Origin of the sequence: Wolbachia endosymbiont (group B) of Limnophora tigrina (assembly GCF_964263235.1) — a bacterium.
GTDB lineage: Bacteria > Pseudomonadota > Alphaproteobacteria > Rickettsiales > Anaplasmataceae > Wolbachia.
Genome location: NZ_OZ181655.1, coordinates 1,131,344 through 1,152,966 on the forward strand (window position 1 = coordinate 1,131,344; position 21,623 = coordinate 1,152,966).

A 21,623-nucleotide genomic window follows, 5' to 3' on the forward strand; every position below is an offset into this window, starting at 1 on the left:
GAAAGGAGTGTTAGAAATGAGTACAATACAAACAAAAATACTAAAACCAAAGCTAGGGTTATTAGAGCTAGCAAAACAACTAGGAAATGTATCTCAAGCATGCAAAGTGATGGGATACTCAAGAGATACATTTTATCGGTTTAAGGAGTTATATGAAAATGGAGGAGAGGAAGCATTACATGAAATAAGTAAGAAAAAACCGCTATTAGCGAACAGAGTTTCCGACGATATAGAAAGAGCAGTGATTGGTATAGCAACAGAATTTCCAGCATATGGGCAAGAAAGAGCTGCAAATGAACTGAGAAAAAGAGGTATAATAATTTCTCAGGGAGGAGTAAGGTCTGTATGGCTAAGAAATGACCTTGAAACTCTCAAAAAGAGACTTAAAGCGCTAGAGACAAAAGTAGCTTAAGAAGGAATCATTTTAACTGAAGAACAACTTACAGCTTTAGAAAAAGTTAAAGAACAAAGGGAAGCTCATGGTGAAATTGAGACACAACATCCAGGTTATTTGGGTTCTCAAGATACCTATTATGTGGGCAATATCAAAGGTATAGGGCTAATTTATCAGCAGACTTTTGTTGATACTTATTCGAGAGTTGCAATGGTTAAACTTTACACGGACAGAACAGCTATTACAGCTGCAGACCTCCTCAACGATAGAGTTATTCCATTTTTTGATGAGCAGAAAATTCCATTATTACGCATTCTAACTGATAGGGGTACAGAGTATTGTGGCAAGCCAGAAAATCACGCTTATCAGTTATATTTGGGAATCGAAAATATCGATCATTCTAGAACCAAAGCCAACTCTCCACAAACCAATGGCATATGTGAAAGATTTCATAGAACCATGCAAGATGAGTGTTACAATATTATCTTTAGAAAGAAAATCTACAATTCTTTGGAAGATCTACAGATTGATGTTGATTATTGGTTGCGTTCTTATAATGAGACAAGGCCTCACTCGGGTAAGTATTGCTATGGCAAAACACCTATGCAAACGTTTTTTGATAGTAAATATATTGCTTTTCAGAAAAACATTAGTAGCATTAAACAAGAGCCTGATATTAGTTTTGACTACCTCAATTCTTCTGTCAGTTAATTCTTGTCTGTCACATTAAATCTTGTCTTTTACAACTTAACAGCATTCCAAAGCTTTTTCTTATCATCTGCCATTGATTTTGAAAAAATTTCTTCTATATAAATCTCATCAGGAGCAAGATAAGCCACTATCTCCAGAATGCTCAAAGCTTCAATACCACATTCTTTTTGTTTTATAGCCTCAATTGTAGCATCCCATGTTGTAAAAATTGTTTTAGTATAACAATCTTCATTTTCATAAACTCCTTCTTTAAGTAATTTTTCTGGATGTTGTTGGTACTCCTTTAAGTAATCACTTATCTCAAATCTTCCATAATCCCTCAACTTCGATTCTTTATTTTTGTTGTGAATATACGCAACTGCTTGTTTTAAAGCCAAAGGAAAATACTTTAGTTCTTCTGTTAGTTCTTCTATTTCCTCATCCTGTAAAGCATTATCTATATCTAAGAACTTCTCGACTAATTCCAAAGCTTCTGGTTTTTTGAATACATCCAACTTTATTACTTCCATTTCTACCTTTTGTCCCACTTCCTACTTCGTATCACGAGAGGTAATCAAAACATAAGGTCTATAATTCAAAGAGGACGGCAAAAATTTACTAATATTCTTATATCCTTCGGCGTTATCAAAAATAAAAAGACCTTTTGCATCTTCAAAATACCTGTACACATCTTCAATGATAGACTCGTTTCTTTCCTCTGTAGTAGAAACTTTTGAACCCTTCCTTTTATTTAACTCTCTAGCTAATCCTTTAAACGACTCTTCTAGGCTACCCTGTGTTTCAGCATTCATCCAGACAACATTGCCATCATAATCCTTTCTATATTCATAAGCGTACTTCCTAACCAACTCACTTTTTCCTATTCCTCCAAGACCGCAAATGACAACAATTTGTGATATTGCCATCGGTTTGTTGGTGCTTTCATGCAATTTATCATACATTTCTTGCAATTTATTTTCCCTTCCAGTAAACATTTTAACTGGATACTTTATATTAAACCAAATAGGTTCTTTGCGTACTTGTTGATTATTTAAGACTTCTCCTATCTCATCAACCTTTCCTTCTATTCTCTCTACTCCTTGTCTTATCTCACTTACAGTACTGGCCCATAGCTCTACTTTTTGGAAAAATTCTCTTCCTTCTTTTGGTGAAAGGAAGCGCCCTTCTCTATCTTTCATCCAGCTTAACACCATCATAAAAAACGCACAGTAAGCAAATTCATTGTCGTCAAAGTATTTGAACTTCCTGGCTAATTCACTGCTTATCTCATCTTTAATCAACCTCTCTAGCTCAACATCATTGGGCAAATTCACTACAAACGCCAGTTCATTTAAAAAGCCTTTTATTTTTTCATTGCTTACTTCCCTACCTACCTCACACTTTATAAAATCCATATGTTGCTCTAGATATTGAGCAATACTACCGCCTGAATCATTAATTCTATATCTTGCACCATTGCCTATATCCAGAAACTCATCTTGTATATCTATCTTTACAACTGAAACCTCTTTTCCTTTATTTTCTCCACTTAACATCATTCTTAGCTTTCTCACTGCATGTTGTGTTGAATCTGCGAAATCAAAATCAATATTCGTAGCAATAATAAAATCCTTTATTTCACTCTTGAATTTTCCATTACTTTTGATTTTTAAATAAGCAACAAAGTATTTTAACAGGTTAAACTGACTACTCTTTGTTAATAAGCTACCCACACTGATTTTTTCGGTCCCCTCTTGCTTGTGTTTGATTTGTATAAACCTATGTACTGTTGTTCCGTTTTGTTCATATTGAAAGACAATATCATCAAAACCTTCAGCTGACCTCACTTCTGTGTTTAACCGAAAAGAGTACTCTCGATCCAACCCACGTTTCAAAAACAGCATTAGCCACTTCAGTTGGTAAATACCACCAGGAAGAAAGCATTTTAACCCCCAAGTAGGATAAGTTTCAGGCATTCCTAACCTCACATAATTTTGCAAATAGTACCCGCAAATGGTAAAAGAGTAGTAAACCATATATGTCATAATATACATACACCGTAGCGTAGATTTAATACGAGATGTGCTGTTATGTAAATAAAAAAATGTGACTAATTACTTAATCTCTCACTCAAAATTAAATTCACCACATCAGGGCTGGCTTTTCCCTTGGTAAGTTTCATTACTTCGCCGACAAAGAATCCGTATAATCTTGTTTTACCGCTTTTGTATTCTTGAACTTTATCTTGGTTGCTATTGATGATTTTGTCGATAATTTCTGATATTTGACCTCTATCGGTTATTTGTTTTAGGTCCCGCTCTTCTATGATTAAAGATGCAGGGTTACCAGTTTCAAACATAATATCAAAAACCTGCTTGCCAAGTTTAGCAGAGATCGTTCCATCAACGATAAAATCCAAGAGTTCGGACAAGGCATTTGCTTTGATTGGGGAGCTCACAATATCAATATTTGCTTTATTTAAACGACCGAAAAGCTCTACAGTTAACCAGGTGACCGCGAGCTTTGAATCATGTTTTTTTATCAATTCCTCAAAGTAATCAGCAATCGCCTTATCGGAAGTAATGACGTTTGCATCGTATTCATTGATACCTAATTCCTCAATGTATCGCAGCTTTTTTTGATCTGGCAACTCGGGCAAAGATGATTTAATAGAATCAATTTTCTCCTGGCTTACCTCAACTGGCAATAAGTCAGGTTCAGGAAAATATCTATAGTCGCTTGCATCTTCTTTGTTTCTCATCACTTTTGTTTTTCCTAAAGTGACATCAAACAATAAGGTATCTTGACTTATTTCTCCTCCGCTTTCCAAAATTTTGATCTGCCTTTGTGTTTCATAATCTATAGCTTGTACAATATAACGTATTGAATTTAAGTTTTTTATTTCACAGCGAGTGCCAAATACGCTACTACCCTTTGGGCGAACAGAAACATTTGCATCACAGCGAAGTGACCCCTTTTCCATATCACCATCACATGAACCAATGTAACGCAAAATCTGCCTCAATTTTTTCATGCATTCTGCAGCTTCTGCAGATGACCTAAGATCTGGCTCTGAAACAATTTCCATTAAAGCAACCCCTGCACGATTTAAATCCACATAAGTTTTGCTTTCCTCATGAACGCTCTTTCCTGCATCTTGCTCTAAATGAATTCTCGCAATTCTTATTTCCTTTTCATTGTCGTTGATAAATACTCTACCATTTTTAACTATTGGCTCAAAAAACTGGGTTATCTGGTAACCTTGCGGTAAATCAGGATAAAAATAATTTTTCCGGTCAAAGTAAGAACACTTATTAATTTCTGCAGAAAGTGTAAGACCGGTGCGTATTGCTTGCTCTATGCAGTAATAATTTAGTATTGGCAGCGTACCTGGCATTGCCGCATCAACTAGAGAAACTTGAGTGTTATGCTCAGCACCAAACTCCGTTGATGAGCTAGAAAATAGCTTCGTATTAGAAGAAACTTGAGCGTGCACCTCAAGCCCAATTACCGCTTCCCAATCCTCTTTCGTCATGTATTTTATTTAAATGATAATCTTAATATTCTGCAAAATTAACACAAAAAGTCAAAACAAAACCCACATTTTTATTTTTTGTCTTAACTTTTTAACCTATAGTAATTAAAATATGACCTTACCCAGAAAAAGTGAAGAGAAAGAAAAGGCGTTTTTTTATAATAAAAATGTTTTTTCAAAAGGAGTAGTAATGACAAAAAGAAGAGAATATACAGTTGAGTTTAAATTAGAAGCTGTGTATTAAACAGCGCAGGCATTCTGCTATTAATTATTGCATTCCTGAGCAATTTGATTCATTATTCTTTTTGTAAAAAATTTTCTTGACTTTCTCTCTACTTTTTCTGGGTAAGGTCACTTTAAAGGAAGTCTAATAGATGCTACATAGAAATCCAGATGAGTTTCTAAAGTCTATTCCAAAAGATAAGCGCATAATGTGCCTTGACATGGGAGAAAAGCAAATAGGCATAGCATTTAGCGATAAAACACAGCTTATAGCCACAGCTCATAGTGTATATTATAGGAAAAATATGAGCAAAGATTTAGGTTCTCTGCATAGAATATTCAAAGAAAATGAAGCTGGATCAATGGTAATAGGACTACCATTAAAAATGGACGAGCAAGAAACTAAATGGTGTAAAACCATAATCCAATTCGCAAATAAAATAATAAAAAAATATAAAGTACATATATACTTACAAGACGAAAGCTTCTCAACATCTATCGCAACTCATACACTAAAAATCACTGGAATATCAATCACAAAATCGAAAAAAATAGATGATAAAATCTCCGCATGTATTATTTTGCAACGAACGTTAGACAAGATAAATACAATCAAATAGTTTTTTCAGATCTGGAAATCTTCAAACTGAATCTCATATAAAAGTTACTCAACAAAACAAGAACCTTTCGTATAAGCATGACAAATTGCTACAGCAAGAGCATCAGCAGCATGGTGACATTTTATACTCAAATTTTTAACTATTTGCTTCACCATAAATATAATCTGATCCTTATCAGCATGGCCATTTCCGGTAATGCTTTTTTTTACATAGTTTGCATCATATTCATTCATAGTTAGCTTTGTTATTTTTAACGCTAAAATTACAACCCCTCTTGCATATCCTAAAGTTAGTGAAGATTTAGGATTTTTATTAACAAAAATTTTTTCTACTGCAGCTTCATTCGGAGAATATCGAAATATTACTTTCTTTAATTGTTCAAAAATTATATGTAAGCGTTCACCTGTACCCAATTTACCATCAGTTGATATGGTACCGCCGCCCAAAAATTCAATATTATTTTTCTCGTTCAGGCTGATAATGGCCCAACCAGTCTTGCTTATCCCTGGATCTAGACCTATTATTTTAACCACTTAATAAACGCTTAACCAATAGACAAACAAAAATAAAAACATCCAGACTACATCTACAAAATGCCAATACCAGGAGGCAAACTCAAAGCACAAATGGTCCTGAGGTGTAAACTGGCCTTTCCGCGCTCTAAATAAACACACTGATAAAAATATTATTCCTATTATAACGTGTGCGCAGTGAAAACCGGTAATCATATAAAAATTGGATGTATAAATAAGCTTTTCTCCTGTTTCTTGTAGAGAAAAACTCGCTTCATGATACTCTATTGCTTGCACTATTATAAAAAAAAACCCAAGCAATATAGTTATAGACAGCATTTTAATCATGCTCTTTTTATCATTTTCAAGTAAAGAGTGATTTGCCCAAGTAATTGTTGTACCAGAAAGCAATAATATTAATGTATTCATGAATGGTAGTGACCACGGATCAGGTGGCAAAATTCCCTCAGGGGGCCATTCAACTTTTTTTGCAGGAGAAAACGCCTCAAATAAAAAAACTGGATCAAGCCAGGCTTTAAAGAATGAACAAAAGAACACTATAAAAAATACGACCTCCGAGAGAATAAATAAGTACATTGCAAATTTGAGTCCATGTTTTACAATGGTAGTATGACATTTATCATAAATGGCCTCCCTTATTACATCTCTCCACCAATAGAACAGCACCCCTGATACTGCGGAGATTCCCAGAGCTAAACAAAACATTCCGAAAATTTGTTTATGAAGCGTGCCAACTAATCCAAGTGCAAGAATAAGAATTGCTGCTGATATAGCAATTGGCCAAGGACTTGGGTCCACTAAATGAAAATCATGTTCTTTACTTTTCATAGCATTTTAAAAAATACTTACTAAGGATACAAATTAGCTTAAAATTGTCAATGTTCCTTAGGAAATTGATTGAATCTTGAAAAATTATATGCACCGTTCAAAAAATCTAACACAAATTGTGCAGTTATTCTAAACAACTCAAGCATTTTGCTCTTTTCATTTTCTCTTGCTCTGCTGCAATATCCATCAATAATATTTTCCAAAATAATGCATCCAGACTTTACTGAATCACTGCAACAAAAATAAAACCAATCCCTATATCTATTATTTTTCTTGAATCTATTTTTCATGTTATCAACGATAGTCTTGTATATAAACATGCAAGAATACAAAACCGTCATAGCCTCATAGGTATTACTATACGAGATGGATAAAAGAAAATGAGTGAAATTAAAACACTCAAGAGATTTCTTTCCACGACTTATACCGTACATAGTAAAGTAGTAGTCATATAGCATTCTATTAACAGTCACTGCTCTTTGGGCTACTTCAGTAAGCGAGATAATATTACTATAATCTTCCATTTTGGATGCAGTAATTAAGGTGGTACGAATATAATCACCTAAGAACAACGTCTTTTGTTGAGCATAGAATTTGAAGTTCTCTATATTTAGGGTGTTATTCGCCAACTTAACATTAAAAGGATGCTCAATTATATCCTTTAAAAGATTTGACCCGTAACAGCTCCTAATTATGCCACTGAACACTGTAGTTACCGATAAAGATCAAGTCAACGTAAATAATCCGCTGCTAATATTCTTTGCTAGATATATTAGAGTAATACATCTCATCCCAGAATATTACCTCAAATTCTAATCCGTTACGAAAAAACTCGAGCATCTTTTTCTTCTCCTTATTACTAGATTCTCTATACAGCTTATTCACAATCTCAGTTATAGCATCAGCTGTGTTATTCACTATATTAGTATTATAGAGATTAATCCATTTTTTATACTTATTGCTTAAAGGAATGCTATCTTTTACCGTATGTTGAAAGGTGATCTGACACATACCAAAATATGGATAAGAAGCTGCTAAGCCTTCAGCTACTGAATTATGGTATGCAGCACGCATGAAGAAATCAATAAAGGCAGAACTAGATTTCGATCTTTTGTGATTATCGGATAAGTTACATTCTGTAAACTGCTCCTCACATATACTTCGCATACTGAATATTTTACGAGCTATAAAGGTTAATTTATCCATTGTTTCAATATCATTAGCTCTAGCTGCAATAATTAAAAAAGCACGAGTGCAATCCACTAAGCATAAAAAAGTCTGTTGAACGTAGAACTTGAACTTCTTATAACTTAATTTGCCATTCATCAATTCAACATAAAAAGGATGTTCTTCTATTCTATCAATAAGATCAGATGATTCTTTTATGGCTATACTACAGAATTCTTCTTCTATTCCGTTATACATTTTATGAGCCTCACAATAAAAACTGAATATAATAATTATCACTAATATAGTATAATTATTATGAAAAAGCAATTATACTTCAACAATAAGCTAGTATATAAATATGAGGCTGTAAATCAAAAATTTTAGCAATCTAAAGAAATTTTACTATTACCTTCTATATTGAATTCTCTACAAAGATCAGCAGACAAGTTCATGCTTTCCCAAGAAAATCCACCGTCATTTTCTGACTCTTTACCAAAATGTCCATAACAGGCTGTGCGTTTATATATAGGGCGATTAAGCGATAAATGCTTGATTATGCCTTTTGTTGATAAATCTATACTATTCTCGATAAACTCTTTAATTACTCTTTCCTCCACCGCATTCGTACCAAATGTATCAATATAGAATGAAGTAGGTTTTGATACACCAATTGCATAAGAAAGCTGCACAAGACAACGTTCAGCTAAACCTGCAAAGACAATATTTTTAGCAAGGTATCTTGCCATATAAGCTGCAGATCTATCAACTTTGGTTGCATCTTTTCCGGAAAATGCCCCTCCACCGTGTGGAATATAACCTCCATAGGTATCAACCATAATTTTTCGTCCGGTTAATCCACAATCACTAACCGGTCCACCAGTAACAAATCTACCAGTTGGATTGACTAAGAGATTTTCCTCAGGACATATCCACCCTTTAGGTAAAGATGAAACTATGTAAGGATAAATTATTTCTTTTACTTTTGATTGGTCCAAATCCTCAGGGTGCTGTATTGAGACAATAATACTTTCAGCACGTACCGGGAGGTTATTCTCATATGCCAAAGTGATTTGTGATTTTGCATCCGGACCAAGCTTTGCTTCTTTAACTGCGCTCATGATATTTTTCAGAATCGAGTGTGCATAAAAAATGGGTGCTGGCATAAGGTTTTCTGTCTCTGTTGTTGCATAGCCATACATTATGCCCTGATCCCCAGCACCTTGATCCAACCCTATTGCAATGTCATTTGATTGCTCATGCAGCAGTATATTTACCTTCACTTTTCTCCAGTGGAAACCATCATGCTCATAACCAATATCTTTTATTGTATTCCGTACAATACTTTCAATCCTGCTATTTTTGATGTTAGGTCCGAATACTTCCCCAGCTATAATAACGTTATCTTTGGTGACTAAAGTCTCTATTGCAGCTCGCGCAAAAGGATCAGTGAAAAGGTATTCATCAAGTATTGCATCTGAAATTTGATCTGCTACTTTATCTGGATGACCAGCCGCCACTGACTCACTGGTTACTAAATTTTTATATAAACTCATGCTTTAGGTTTCTGCTTATACAATACCAAAACCGCTATAAAAACACAGTTAGTAATTACTAAATGGTGGGCCTGGGAAGAGTTGAACCTCCGACCTCACGCTTATCAGGCGTGCGCTCTAACCACCTGAGCTACAGACCCCTGATTTATTCAAGCTGAAGCTTTCATATTATCTGTAGGCAAGATATCAATAAAAGTCTTTTTATTTGCTGACCTTCTAAAGCTGACCCAGCCTTCTACTTTGGCAAAAATCGTATGATCTTTACCTATACCAACATTCTTCCCAGGATGGAATTTTGTACCTCTTTGGCGCACAATTATGTTACCAGGAATAACCTTCCCATTCTTCTTTATTCCTAACCTACGACCTGCTGAATCTCTACCATTACAGGAACTACCACCTGATTTTTTAGTTGCCATATCTTACCTCTTACTTTTGAAGATTAATTTCATTGATACGAAGAACAGTTATATACTGCCTATGACCAGTTTTCCTACGGTAATTTTTTCTTCTTTTCTTCTTAAAGATTATAATTTTTTCTCCCCTGCATTGCTCCAATACTTCAGCTTTAACAGTAGCATTAGATGAACAAGATAAGCCATTATTTGAAACACAAATCACCTTATTGATTTCCACTTCTCCTTTTTCTTCAGCTTCTAACTTCTCTACTTTTATTATACTGCCTTTTTTTACTAAATATTGCTTTCCACCAGTCTCAATTACTGCAAACATGATAAATATAAATTATTGTTATTAACTTTAATCGTAAACGATGTCATATATGCTGTCAATATAAATAAAAAACATGACTTAATGCTCCTTCTGAGCTACTTAAATACTTCTATCTTTTTTCACCTTGTGATCTGCTTTTTCTCAGACAATAATTAATTCTCAAAAAATCTTGTTTTGAACAGAAGCAAAACTTGATCATTTTTAATCTCCCTCACTTTGCTTTTGCGGCAGATCTCTAATTAAAACTCCATAATATGGCCACTCAGCAAAAACTCAAGCTTTCATTTTAAAAAGACATAGTTCACTGCACATCCTCCATTAAATTTGGGCTTACAAATTAAAATTCATTCCAAATTCAAACCCATGGTTATGATCTTCGAATTCTTTCAATAGACGGTAACCAGCAAAAACACTTGTCCTTGAAGAAAACGGAAGGTCAAGGCCAGAGCTTATTTTATATGAGAAACCAAATTCTAACTTACTCAAATCGATAGCAGCACCTATACCAACATTGATATACGGAGTGATATCCGTGTTTGTAAACTCTTAATGATAACGTAAATTTGCTAAAATTCCTCCTTGCAGTCTATGGTCAAAAATATTTGCAACTGAAATCATAGGCTCAACTGAAATTTTTACGCTGTTTGTGTAGTGATAACCGATACTATGACTAAAATTGCCAGAACTGTATGACGAAGAAGTATAGATCCTATCTCTAACCCAATCAACTCCAAAACATGGTACTGACAAAGAAACAGCAGGTAATATAGCCATTAAAGTAAGTAATTTTTTCATTTTCATCCTCTAAACATTGACATACGCATGTATACACATATAAGCATTAAAAATTACATAACCTACAGGTAAACACTGACATTACTTTATCTTCTTAATCACTTGCTTTTCTCTTGCTATTGCAAGGCTTTTTTCTGGTACATCTTCCACTATAACACTACCTGCTGCAATTACAGAGTCATCATGAATATTAAGTGGCGCAATTAGTGAGCTATTGGCACCAACAAAGCAATTGCTCCCTATATTCGTTTCATGTTTATTTTTCCCATCATAATTACAAACAATAGTGCCTGCTCCTATATTACTCCTCTGCCCTACTTTAGCATTTCCTATATAACTTAAGTGTTTTATTCTAGTGTTTTGACCAACTTCACTTGTTTTCACTTCCACAAAATTTCCTATTTTTGCCTTATTACCAATTGTTGTGTTTCCGCGTATTCTGGTAAATGGACCGACCTCAGCATTACTTTTAATTAAGCAGTTTTTTAAATGCGAAAATGGCAGTATTTTTGCACCAGACTCTATTTTCACTCCAGTACCGAAAAAAACATATGGGTAAATAACTGAATCTCTGGCAATTTGCGTATCAAGAGAAAAGAAAACAGTCTCTGGAGCAACAAGCGTTACTCCAGAGTTGGTAAAAAATTTTCTTTTGTTTTCTTGAAAGTAAAATTCAGCTTTTATAAGGTCATTTCTGTTATTTATTCCCGTTGCCTCTTCTCCACCGGTAATAACGTAACCGACATTTAAATTACTCTTCACTGCAATGGAAACTATATCGGTCAAATAATATTCATGAGTTGAGCTATTGCACTCTATTTTCTCCACCAATTCACGTAAATTCTTTGCACATGCAACCATTATTCCAGCATTTGCAAGAAACTCTTCATGATTATTTTTATCACTCTTTGCTTCTACGATTTCTCTTAAGGAACCATTCTCAATAATTAACCTACCGTATTCTTTATTGCTTGTCCTAAAACCTAGGCAAACTAGAGCCTTGCCTTCTAAGCAACTAACCATTTTAGTTATTGTGCTGCTTTTTATGAGTGGGGTATCTCCATACTGCACAATAATTATGCTCGAATCTGGCAATTCTTTCAGGTTTCTCGTCGCAGTTTTGACTGCATCTCCCGTGCCAAGTGTTAATTCTTGTGTAATTAACTGTATATCCTTAAAGCACTTTAGTCTTTCAATTAAAGGCAGATCAACTACAACAGCAATATTTTCAGGATTTAACTGTTTTGCATTGTAAATGACATGCTGGAGCATGGAAAAACTGCCTATTTTGTGTAGGACCTTAGGCAAATCTGAATTCATCCGCCTGCCATGCCCTGCAGCAAGTATAACGAACGTATGAGTTTTACTTATCACTTATCTTAAAGATGAAAAATGAAAACCGTAATGATCAAGCCAGCTGATTTTATTGTCATAAAAGCTCCTTAAGTCGCTAATTTGATATTTTAGCATTGCAAGCCTTTCTATACCAATGCCAAACGCAAAACCGCTGTATTTAGTGTGATCTATTCCAACATTTTGAAATACATTTGGATGCGTCATACCGCATCCCAGTACTTCTATCCATTTACTACCTTTATAACTTATGTCCACTTCTGCAGAAGGTTCGGTAAAAGGGAAAAAACTATTACGAAAACGTATCTTCAGCCCTTTATCTCCAAAAAACTTGTTAAGGAAGTGATGAATAGTAAATTTTAACTGGCCCATATTGACATTCTCATTGACATATAACCCCTCTATTTGATGGAACATGGGGGTGTGAGTTGCATCAAAGTCGTTTCTGTATACTCTACCAGGAGATACGATTTTAATCGGAAAAGTTTTCGCTTTTTCCATAGTTCTGATCTCCACAGATGAGGTATGAGTGCGCAGCACCATTCTTTTGCCGTCTATTTTATTCTTTAAGTAAAAGGTATCTTGCTCCTCTCGCGCAGGATGATGACTTGGAGTATTCAGTGCATCAAATACATGGAATTCATCTTCAATGTCAGGACCATCAACTGCTTTAAAACCCATATGTGCAAAAATAAGCTTTACTTCATTTATAACTTTACTCAGTGGATGGACCTTGCCAATTTTTTCTGGTCTAACAGGCAACGTGATATCAACTGCCTCGTTTTGCAATTTAAAGTTAACTTCTTCTGTTTTTAGTACATTTTCCCTATTCATTATAAGCTGATCTAGCTTATCACGCAAAGAGTTGATAATCTCACCCAAAATACGCTTTTCTTCTGCGTTTATTATCTTTCTCAAGTTCTCAAGATAAGCCTTAACTACACCCTTTTTTCCCAAATATGATAGCCTGACTTTTTCTAAATCTTGCAAAGAAGAAGCATTCTCAATTTCGGAAACTGCTTTATCTTCAAGTGAAGGTATTTCATTCAGTAGCTCTTTATTCATCTTAGAAACGCTGGCTTAAACTTTAATTATAGTAAAATCTTGAATAGCATCAACAATCTAAAAACTGTCCCATTTTAATTATTAATTTATTGACCAATTAGTTTTTTTTATTTACCTTTGCGTTGATGAATTTGCTATATCAACCATGCACAACAGTGACACTGAAACTGATAATAAGTACAAAATAGAGGATTTACCTAAGTTCTTTAAGGAAAGATCCAAAAACATAAGTAAAGCATTTTCTAGCAAAATAATTAAGATCAGTACCATTCGCTCGAGAAGTATTAAAAGTAATATACAAGAATTTTCATTTGAGCTAACAGCAACAGACACCTTTAATACAAGACCATTTCAAATAAAATCTTTAATTGATTTTTTTAAAATCTGCCTTTCTCGGGAAAAAAAATTTACAGTCAACATAGAAGTGCCAAAAGAAAGCAGTGAATTATATAATAACTACTGTAAAATTAATAGTGATAAAACTGTAGAAGAATTCGTAAATAATGCTCCGCCTCAAATCCTTCTGCAAGGAATAACAATCATACTACAAACAAATGTTAAAGACATTAACTTAGATAATTTGCACCAAATAGGGTCACTTTTAAATGAAAAGCTAAAACATGCAGAAAAAACTGAAAATGAGGAACAGAGTCAAGTTACACTACAAGTAAAAGAAGCAGAAAATAAAGACAGACAAGAACAGAGTGAAACTAAGCAAAAAAACGCACAAAATAGACAAATTGTACCATTTACAGGCTCGTTTGGCTTTAACGTAGCAAGCAAAGTAAATTGTAAAGCTCCAGTGGTTACTGCTGCAATAAAAGCTAATATACCAAAATATAGAATCTTCCTTCCCTTATCCAATTTTTTTAATGATGTAATAAGGTTATCCCTTTTAAGAACACCAAAACCTTCTATACAGAGCAACAATATACCATTTGGTGTCATTCCAGCGCTTGACGCTGGAATCCAGAAAAAAAAAGAAAAATGGACCCCAGTGTCAGCTACTTGGATGACAAGTAGTATAGGAAATCCAATACCTCAAGAAGCAGAACAGAATGTAGGTCAAACTACTTCGCACACAGAGTATTTTAAGGCTAACAGAAAAAAGAAGTCAAAAAAGCAGACCAAAGAACTATCAGAGAAAGAAAAACAATTAGCCATAAAACAAGCACAAAATGATGCTAGAGTAGCTATGTTAGATAACCAGATTGAGCGCAGGGGAAAAAAACTCGATGAAGTATTTATTGAAGTGATGAATGGATACAAAAATCAAGATCCAGAAACATTTCGCAATGTTTTTAACTCAATATTCAATATTGTTTATTTTCAAGATAAACAATTACATGAAATATTAGAGTCAGGTGAGATATCAGAAGTATTAGAAATACTAGAAATACCACAACCAGCTGGCAAGTCTTCTTTTCCAAAAGAGTATTTACATAAGCAAGTATATAAAAAAAAAGAGCAATTGCTCAAATTAGTTTCAGGTGTTTATATACAACAACCTCCTACGCAACATGAAAATACTCCTCATAAATCTACAAACCCTTCACCAATTAAAGATCCTTCACCAGCAACAAATGAAGCTAAAACTCTACCTCCTACTAACATTACACTCAAATCACCGTTAAAACTGTATTTTCCTCAAAAAAGGCTTATTTTTGTCTATTTATAATAGTAGCATCTGCATCAACACTTTGCTTATGGCATTTTCCATTAGGAAAAGTGTCAATGTTAAAAGGATTAGTGCCACCAGAAAAAAGAGAAAATATTGGGTTAGCATTGAACATAGGGTTACCAACATTGATTACATTATGTGTTTTGAGCTTGGCTTATTTTATATATTCTGAATATTCTATAGAATCTATTGAACAGAACAAGTCTTCTTCTCGTATTTAAACTTACCCAAAATGTAAACAAGTTGTTCTAAGAGATCTTTCATGGTAAAATTATTTATTTTCACCATATGTTCAAAGGAATTATCACGGATATCGGAACTATAACTGATACTACCACTCACTACAACTCTGATCAAATTTTCCATATCAAGACACAAAACTTATCCTCTATAAATAAAGGAGATTCAATAGCTTGCTCTGGTGTGTGCTTAACTGTTGTTGATATAATGAGCGATATATTTACAGTCCAAACGTCTCAAGAAACTATGAAGGTTTCTAACTTAAATACGTGGAAGATAGGCAAAAAAATAAATCTCGAACGAGCAATGAGGCTAAGCGACAGAATCGATGGCCATCTAGTTCAGGGTCATGTTGATGGGATAGTAAAAATTTTAACAATTGAACGAAATTTAGATTCTCATGAAATCAAGCTATCATGCCCACAAGAATTAATTAAATTTATTGCAAAAAAAGGGTCTGTGACGCTAGATGGAGTTTCCCTCACAGTGAATTCAGTTGTTAACCAAGAGTTCACTGTGAATATCATTCCCTATACATGGGAAAATACAACTTTTCAGTATAACAAAGTAAATGATTATCTGAATTTAGAAATTGATATGATCACTAGGTATTTAGATCAATTGATGCAGCATAAATACAATTAATTTTACAACCTTGTTATTTACAACTATTATATCTTGAAAACCATATAGATATAAAATATGCTTTTCGATAGTCTAACTATCTTCATTGTTGTTCTATGCGTAATAATCTCGGTAACTAGAGGCTTTATAAAAGAGCTATGCGCATTAATGTTTCTATTTTTATCAATTTTTCTGACAGCTAATCACTATGATTTTTTCACTCCAAATTATAGTAAATATTGTGATTCTAAAGTTACACTAAACATACTTTCTACAATCTCTGTATTTATTATACTTAATATTATATTGATGATAATAAATAACTGGCTAATGTACGTATTATCACCCATAAGGTTGGGATTTATCGATAGAGTTACTGGAATCTCTCTCGGAGTGCTTAAAGGAATATTGCTCTCTTATGTACTATTTTTTGCTGTATACTTATATTGTTACACAGTATATGACAAAGAAGAATATGGCAAAAAAGAGAAGTATTCTGAAATAAAAGCAGAAGACATATTGCCTAATTGGATAATAAATTCACACTCTTATCAGGCTTTATTTGTGACAGCAGAAGAAGTAATTGACATGTATGTACCAAAGTCGTTGATACTAAAAATAAAAGAGATTGGTGGAGAAATGGTTGATCAAGAAAAACCCAAAAACAATAAAAAAGAAGAGTAAATATTTATTTATAAATATGTTCATTGGGAGTATTCAAAAAGCCATATGTGTCAGGTTAAGAGCACTCCTCTCTTATAATTCACGTATTTAAGAATGACTTTTGCTAAACCTTTACTAATTCCATGTACGTTTTGAATTTCAGCCAGAGAAGCTTTGCTTATATTTTTCACTGAACCAAAATAAGACATCAACGCCTTTTTCCTTTTGTTGCCAATGCCGGGTATTTTGCTTAATTGTGAAACTATAAACTGTTTATCGCGTTTTTTTCTATGTGAAGTTATCGCAAAACGGTGGGCTTCATTACGCAGCAATTGTAAGTAAAGCATGACTTTGCTGTCATTTGCCAGACTGAATTCTTCCCTGCCCAGCATATAAAATGTTTCATTTCCTGCGTTACGATCAGGACCTTTTGCCATACAAGCAAAAGGAACGTTTATATTCAATACTTCCAGTACATTCTGTACTATGGAAACATGTCCTGGTCCACCATCAATCAGTAAAAAATCAGGTATTATGCCTTTTATATTGCCGGAGAAACGTCTGGTTAGCACTTCCCTCATCATTTTATAGTCATCGCCTGAAAATTTTTCCTTTATAGTAAATTTTCTGTACTCACTTTTTAAAAAACCCTCCTGCCCTGCAACAACCATTACACCAATTTGTTGATTTCCAAATATATGGCTATTGTCATAAACCTCAATACGCTTTGGAATGTTTGGTAACAAGAAGATTTTGCTAAGCTCCTCAAGCTTTTCTAGGTTATTTCTATAATCGATAAGCTTCTGCTCTAAGCTATGCTGAGAGTTATCATAAACAAATTTCAATAAATCACGCTCTTTTTTATTCTTTGCACGCAGAACTTTTACTGGCTTTTTAGCAACCTTATATAGTGCTTGTTCTATAATTTCCTTATCCACAATAGAATCTGGAACGTAAATTTGTATTGGAGGTATGTTAGCTGAATTATAAAAATTGACCAAAAAGGTGGATAAAATTTCATCATTTGAGTGATCACCACAGTTCTCGGCAAAGTAAGGAGTGCTGCCGTAGTTGTCTTTATTTCTGAACGATAACACACTAATACATGCTAGATCCTCTTCACGTACAATACTGAAGAAATCTGCATCTTTTTCAAAAGAAAAATCCGTGTGCTGTATTTGAATTTGCTCAAGAAACTTTACCCGATCTCTATATATAGCAGCAAGCTCATAGTTTTCTTCACTGCTGCACTTTCTCATTGTGAAAAGTAACTGTTCTTTCACTTCCTTATTTCTTCCAAGCAATGTATTTCGTGCCTGTTTTACTGATTGGCAGTAGTCGTCTTTTGTGATTTTGTTTATGCATGGTGCTGAGCAGCGCTTAATTTGATATTCAATACATGGTCTTTTTGTTGAGGAAAAGTATTGATCTGAACATACTCTTAGGAGAAAGGCTTTTTGCAATGACAATATAGTTTGCTTAACAGCAGCGGCAGATGTAAAGGGACCATAATAATGAAACTCATTCTTCTTAAATTTGCCTCTATATTTTGCTATTCTTGGATAATCATGCTTGGAAATTGTTATATAAGGATAAAATTTTCCATCCTTGAGCACAATATTATAAAGTGGTTTCAATGATTTTATTAACTGTGCTTCAAGAAGCAGTGCTTCGATTTCATTCTCAGTGATGAATATTTCAACCTTAACAACCTGTGAGAGCATAACTCTAATTCGTTCAGAAAGGTTTTCGAATTGAAGATAGTCAGATAATCTCGATTTCAAGTTTTTTGCTTTACCAATGTATAAAACTTTATCCTTATCTCCAATCATCTTATACACACCACAAGACTGCGGAGATAATTTTATCTGTTCTTTATATTGCTTGAACATTTATCCATTACTTGACTTGTATGAGGTTAAAATCTGCTACTAAACGAAAGATGGAAACAACACTTGCAAGCAAAGACAATCTATTTCTCCTTAGCTTATCAGAATCGCAGTTGATCTTTACACTATCCATAAATTTATTGATAAATGGAGCAAAACCAGCAAGTTCATCAAGCGCTGCGTTTAAATCCCCACTTTTCATTGCTTGTTCAATGCTCTTATAAAAAAATGTAGCATAACTTGATAGTGCAACTTCTTCCTTTTCAATCGGAAGCCACGTATTGTAAAATGTGCCATAAGCAGTGTCATCATTTTTCCTTACTTTGTTAACCATGTTGCTGACTCTTTTATAAGTGCTTAGAATCTGTTCACCTTTTGGCGTACTAAGATAACAATCCAATATAACAGCTCGCTTTTCTGCTGTCAGCAGATCGTTCATATCAGTCCATAATATTGAATCTACAATACCTTGGCTTACACCTTTATTTCTTAAAATAACCTTGAATCTTTCTGTGCAGAACATGTACACTAGACTTGCAATGCATCTTCTAGTCTGTTTATGAGGATTGCTAGCTGATGTTGTGTCTTTAGTAAACGCAAGTCTTGAATATAAAGATACTGACTTATCTATCAGTAGTCTGAGAGGGTTGCTAGCTGGTGTTGTGTCTTTAGCAAATGTGAGTTTCGAATATAAAGATACTGACTTGTCTATCAATAGCCTGATTGGAACATGCAAATTATTTTCAAGTATTGTTCTAATTATGCCAATTGCCATTCTCCGCAAACCAAACTGATCATATGAACCTGAGATCTTTTCTCCTGCTGCAACTAAACCAACTAAACTGTCTACTTTATCAGCAATAGCTACAGCAATCGCAGTGGGAGATTTAGGGCATTCTTGCTCCGATCTGATTGGCTTATAGTGTTCAGTTATAGCTTCCACTATTTCTTTATCTTCGTGAAAATAAGAAGCGTAATATCCACCCATTGCTCCTTGCAGTTCTGGAAACTCTCTTACTATTGATGTTGCAAGATCTGCCTTTGCTAAATATGCGGCACGCTCAACCTTAATTAATGAAGCATGCGGAATAAATGTAGCTATATATCTTGATAGAGCTATAATGCGCTTCACCTTTTCCCCCACGCTGCCAAGTGAAGCATGAAATAATATCGAACCTAATTTTTTGACATAATAATCTAGATTTTCCTTTTTATCTTGAGATATTAAAAATTGGGCATCAGCAAGACGTGCTTCTAATATTCTTTCGTGTCCTTTAACAACTTCACCATTGTTGACATTGACAACAGTGACAAAGTGTGAAATTCTCTTTTCATTACTTAAAGCAAGGTATTTTTGCTGCGTATTAATTATACTAAGAATTACTTCCTTCGGTAATCCAAATGACTTTTCTTGATTCACTTCACCAAACAGTACGATTGGCCACTCTATAAGCCCTGTCAATTCATTTAGTAAATAATCATTTTTCTCAAGTTGTAAATTCTGCTCTTTTGTGAATTTATTAATCTGATCTAGTATAAATTGCTTTCTTTTGTCCAGCTGGAGAATTACGCTGTTTTTTTCTAGCAATTCAAAATAGTCTTTAGGTGCTTTAATAGTTAACGTCGCATCACTTGAGAGAAATCGATGGCCATATGTTGTGTTAGATGCTGTGATCCCTGCAAAAGACACAGGTATTATTTCGTCATTTAAAATGCATAAAATGTTTTTAATTGGCCTAACCCACCTTTCTTTTCCTTCGCCCCATCTCATGCTCTTCAACCAAGAAAAGTTTTTGAGCATTTCCTCCAGTTGATTTTTGAGGAATTCTCTGATGTTAAATGAGCAGCTTTCTCTTTTAATGAAGTAAAAATCCTCATTATTTACTTTTCGAACGAGCAAATCTTCTTCATTTTTCTGATATTTTCTTAAAAAACCTTCGATAGCACTTTTTGGTGCGTTAATGTTTGGTCCCTTAACTTCGTTATTGGAATCCTTTAGCTCCAAAGCATTTATGTTGTCAACAAATAGGGTAATGCGACGTGCCGTTACAAAAACCTCCATTGATGTAAATTTTACATTATTTTTGTTAAAAACATTGGCAATACAGCTCTTAACTTGAGTTGCAGCTACATTCTGCATTCTTGGTGGTATTTCTTCTGAAAGGCACTCAAATAACAACTGCAACGACATACGCTATTTACTCATGTACAATTCGCAACATTTTTTTGTCAGCTCTCTAACTCTACCAATATGCGCTGTACGTTCATTGACACCAAGCACACCTCTTGCATCAAGCAGATTAAGTAGGTGACTAGTTTTAATACATTGGTCATAAGCTGCCATTGGTAGCTCCTTTTCAATAAGGAACTTACATAATTTTTCCGTATCTTCAAATTGCTGCTGTACCACTTTAGTATCATAATAATCTAACGCTAGATAAGAAAATTCATATTCTCTTTGTTTAAAAATATCTCCGTAAGTTACACCGTTATCGTTCCAAGTTATATCGTAAACATTATCTACACCTTGTATGCACATTGCTAAACGTTCCAACCCATATGCAACCTCACCAGGAATCATCTTGCAGTCAATCCCTCCAACTTGCTGTATATAAGTAAGCTGTGTTACTTCCATTCCATTGCATGTAACTTCCCATCCAAGTCCTGATGCACCAACACTTGGGTTTTCCCAATCATCTTCAACAAACTTAATATCATATTTTTCTGTAGATATGCCAAGAGCTTTTAAGCTATCTAAATAGACGTTTTGTAAATTATTACCAGATGGCTTTATTATAACTTGATATTGGTGATGTTGATACAAGCGATTAGGATTATCACTATAGCGTCCATCTGCTGGCCTAATTACTGGTTGTAGATATGCAATTTTTGTCGGTTTTGTATCAATTGCAGACATAATTGTTGCAGGATGTAATGTACCAGCACCAACTTCAGATGTGTATGGGTGAAGTATAACGCACCCTTCACCAGCCCAAAAATCTTGCAACTCTTTTATTATACTTTGTAAATTCACAC

Annotated in this window: 21 protein-coding genes, 1 tRNA gene and 2 pseudogenes; 6 read left to right on the forward strand and 18 right to left on the reverse strand. The window is 34.2% G+C overall.

The window, feature by feature from the left end:
* The first annotated feature begins 16 nt into the window (after positions 1 to 16).
* Positions 17 to 1,105: pseudogene (locus ACE38O_RS05610) on the forward strand (IS481 family transposase).
* A 29-nt stretch (positions 1,106 to 1,134) separates the two neighbouring features.
* Here the strand turns inward: ACE38O_RS05610 and ACE38O_RS05615 are convergent.
* From ACE38O_RS05615 to gatB, 3 genes are all read right to left on the reverse strand, one after another.
* Positions 1,135 to 1,614, reverse strand: coding sequence for a hypothetical protein (locus ACE38O_RS05615; RefSeq protein ID WP_374698540.1), 480 nt, complete (start codon positions 1,612 to 1,614; stop codon positions 1,135 to 1,137).
* A gap of 21 nt (positions 1,615 to 1,635) precedes the next feature.
* Positions 1,636 to 3,060, reverse strand: coding sequence for an NB-ARC domain-containing protein (locus ACE38O_RS05620; protein ID WP_374698541.1), 1,425 nt, complete (start codon positions 3,058 to 3,060; stop codon positions 1,636 to 1,638).
* Positions 3,061 to 3,194: 134 nt separating this feature from the next.
* Positions 3,195 to 4,619: an Asp-tRNA(Asn)/Glu-tRNA(Gln) amidotransferase subunit GatB gene (gene gatB, locus ACE38O_RS05625; protein ID WP_374698542.1), complete on the reverse strand. Its 1,425-nt coding sequence runs from the start codon at positions 4,617 to 4,619 to the stop codon at positions 3,195 to 3,197.
* 112 nt (positions 4,620 to 4,731) lie between these two features.
* Here gatB and ACE38O_RS05630 point away from each other — a divergent pair, with 112 nt between their 5' ends.
* A complete protein-coding gene (locus ACE38O_RS05630) occupies positions 4,732 to 4,863 on the forward strand; it encodes a hypothetical protein (protein WP_374698543.1) in 132 nt (43 codons plus the stop codon).
* 130 nt (positions 4,864 to 4,993) lie between these two features.
* The gene (ruvX, locus tag ACE38O_RS05635) at positions 4,994 to 5,461 is read left to right on the forward strand and encodes a Holliday junction resolvase RuvX (protein WP_374698544.1); all 468 of its coding nucleotides are present in this window, start codon (positions 4,994 to 4,996) and stop codon (positions 5,459 to 5,461) included.
* A 44-nt stretch (positions 5,462 to 5,505) separates the two neighbouring features.
* Here the strand turns inward: ruvX and ruvC are convergent, their stop codons facing one another.
* The 12 genes from ruvC to pheS form a co-directional block, all read right to left on the reverse strand.
* A complete protein-coding gene (gene ruvC / locus ACE38O_RS05640) occupies positions 5,506 to 5,994 on the reverse strand; it encodes a crossover junction endodeoxyribonuclease RuvC (protein WP_374698545.1) in 489 nt (162 codons plus the stop codon).
* Complete coding sequence (locus ACE38O_RS05645; protein WP_374698546.1) at positions 5,995 to 6,822, reverse strand: cytochrome c oxidase subunit 3; 828 nt, start codon at positions 6,820 to 6,822, stop codon at positions 5,995 to 5,997.
* A 47-nt stretch (positions 6,823 to 6,869) separates the two neighbouring features.
* On the reverse strand, positions 6,870 to 7,529 hold the full coding sequence (locus ACE38O_RS05650) for a TenA family protein (protein ID WP_374698547.1): 660 nt from the start codon (positions 7,527 to 7,529) through the stop codon (positions 6,870 to 6,872).
* A 43-nt stretch (positions 7,530 to 7,572) separates the two neighbouring features.
* The gene (locus tag ACE38O_RS05655; protein ID WP_374698548.1) at positions 7,573 to 8,247 is read right to left on the reverse strand and encodes a TenA family protein; all 675 of its coding nucleotides are present in this window, start codon (positions 8,245 to 8,247) and stop codon (positions 7,573 to 7,575) included.
* A gap of 125 nt (positions 8,248 to 8,372) precedes the next feature.
* The gene (metK, locus tag ACE38O_RS05660) at positions 8,373 to 9,545 is read right to left on the reverse strand and encodes a methionine adenosyltransferase (RefSeq protein ID WP_374698549.1); all 1,173 of its coding nucleotides are present in this window, start codon (positions 9,543 to 9,545) and stop codon (positions 8,373 to 8,375) included.
* A 63-nt stretch (positions 9,546 to 9,608) separates the two neighbouring features.
* A tRNA-Ile gene (locus ACE38O_RS05665) sits at positions 9,609 to 9,685 on the reverse strand.
* A gap of 9 nt (positions 9,686 to 9,694) precedes the next feature.
* Positions 9,695 to 9,964 carry a 50S ribosomal protein L27 gene (rpmA, locus tag ACE38O_RS05670; protein WP_096617064.1) on the reverse strand — a complete coding sequence of 90 codons (270 nt, stop codon included), beginning with the start codon at positions 9,962 to 9,964 and terminating at the stop codon, positions 9,695 to 9,697.
* 10 nt (positions 9,965 to 9,974) lie between these two features.
* The gene (rplU, locus tag ACE38O_RS05675) at positions 9,975 to 10,277 is read right to left on the reverse strand and encodes a 50S ribosomal protein L21 (protein ID WP_374698550.1); all 303 of its coding nucleotides are present in this window, start codon (positions 10,275 to 10,277) and stop codon (positions 9,975 to 9,977) included.
* A 330-nt stretch (positions 10,278 to 10,607) separates the two neighbouring features.
* Positions 10,608 to 10,763 carry a hypothetical protein gene (locus ACE38O_RS05680; protein ID WP_374698551.1) on the reverse strand — a complete coding sequence of 52 codons (156 nt, stop codon included), beginning with the start codon at positions 10,761 to 10,763 and terminating at the stop codon, positions 10,608 to 10,610.
* A gap of 60 nt (positions 10,764 to 10,823) precedes the next feature.
* Entirely contained in the window at positions 10,824 to 11,072 is a 249-nt protein-coding gene (locus ACE38O_RS05685; RefSeq protein WP_374698552.1) for a hypothetical protein, read from the reverse strand.
* Positions 11,073 to 11,153: 81 nt separating this feature from the next.
* Entirely contained in the window at positions 11,154 to 12,446 is a 1,293-nt protein-coding gene (gene glmU, locus ACE38O_RS05690) for a bifunctional UDP-N-acetylglucosamine diphosphorylase/glucosamine-1-phosphate N-acetyltransferase GlmU (protein ID WP_374698553.1), read from the reverse strand.
* Positions 12,447 to 13,490 carry a phenylalanine--tRNA ligase subunit alpha gene (gene pheS / locus ACE38O_RS05695; RefSeq protein WP_374698554.1) on the reverse strand — a complete coding sequence of 348 codons (1,044 nt, stop codon included), beginning with the start codon at positions 13,488 to 13,490 and terminating at the stop codon, positions 12,447 to 12,449.
* Positions 13,491 to 13,635: 145 nt separating this feature from the next.
* Here pheS and ACE38O_RS05700 point away from each other — a divergent pair.
* The 3 genes and pseudogenes from ACE38O_RS05700 (at position 13,636) to ACE38O_RS05710 (ending at position 16,719) form a co-directional block, all read left to right on the forward strand.
* Positions 13,636 to 15,392 (forward strand): annotated as a pseudogene (locus ACE38O_RS05700) (hypothetical protein).
* A gap of 67 nt (positions 15,393 to 15,459) precedes the next feature.
* Positions 15,460 to 16,056, forward strand: a complete 597-nt coding sequence (locus ACE38O_RS05705) for a riboflavin synthase (protein WP_374698555.1) — start codon at positions 15,460 to 15,462, stop codon at positions 16,054 to 16,056.
* Positions 16,057 to 16,113: 57 nt separating this feature from the next.
* The gene (locus ACE38O_RS05710) at positions 16,114 to 16,719 is read left to right on the forward strand and encodes a CvpA family protein (RefSeq protein WP_374698556.1); all 606 of its coding nucleotides are present in this window, start codon (positions 16,114 to 16,116) and stop codon (positions 16,717 to 16,719) included.
* A gap of 50 nt (positions 16,720 to 16,769) precedes the next feature.
* Here ACE38O_RS05710 and uvrC read toward each other — a convergent pair whose 3' ends face one another.
* From uvrC to ACE38O_RS05725, 3 genes are read right to left on the reverse strand one after another with little or no spacing between them, the layout of a single operon-like run.
* On the reverse strand, positions 16,770 to 18,590 hold the full coding sequence (gene uvrC, locus ACE38O_RS05715; protein ID WP_374698557.1) for an excinuclease ABC subunit UvrC: 1,821 nt from the start codon (positions 18,588 to 18,590) through the stop codon (positions 16,770 to 16,772).
* A 7-nt stretch (positions 18,591 to 18,597) separates the two neighbouring features.
* Positions 18,598 to 20,778, reverse strand: a complete 2,181-nt coding sequence (glyS, locus tag ACE38O_RS05720) for a glycine--tRNA ligase subunit beta (protein WP_374698558.1) — start codon at positions 20,776 to 20,778, stop codon at positions 18,598 to 18,600.
* Between the two features lie 3 nt (positions 20,779 to 20,781).
* The gene (locus ACE38O_RS05725; RefSeq protein WP_264329343.1) at positions 20,782 to 21,621 is read right to left on the reverse strand and encodes a glycine--tRNA ligase subunit alpha; all 840 of its coding nucleotides are present in this window, start codon (positions 21,619 to 21,621) and stop codon (positions 20,782 to 20,784) included.
* Between the last annotated feature and the right edge of the window lie 2 nt (positions 21,622 to 21,623).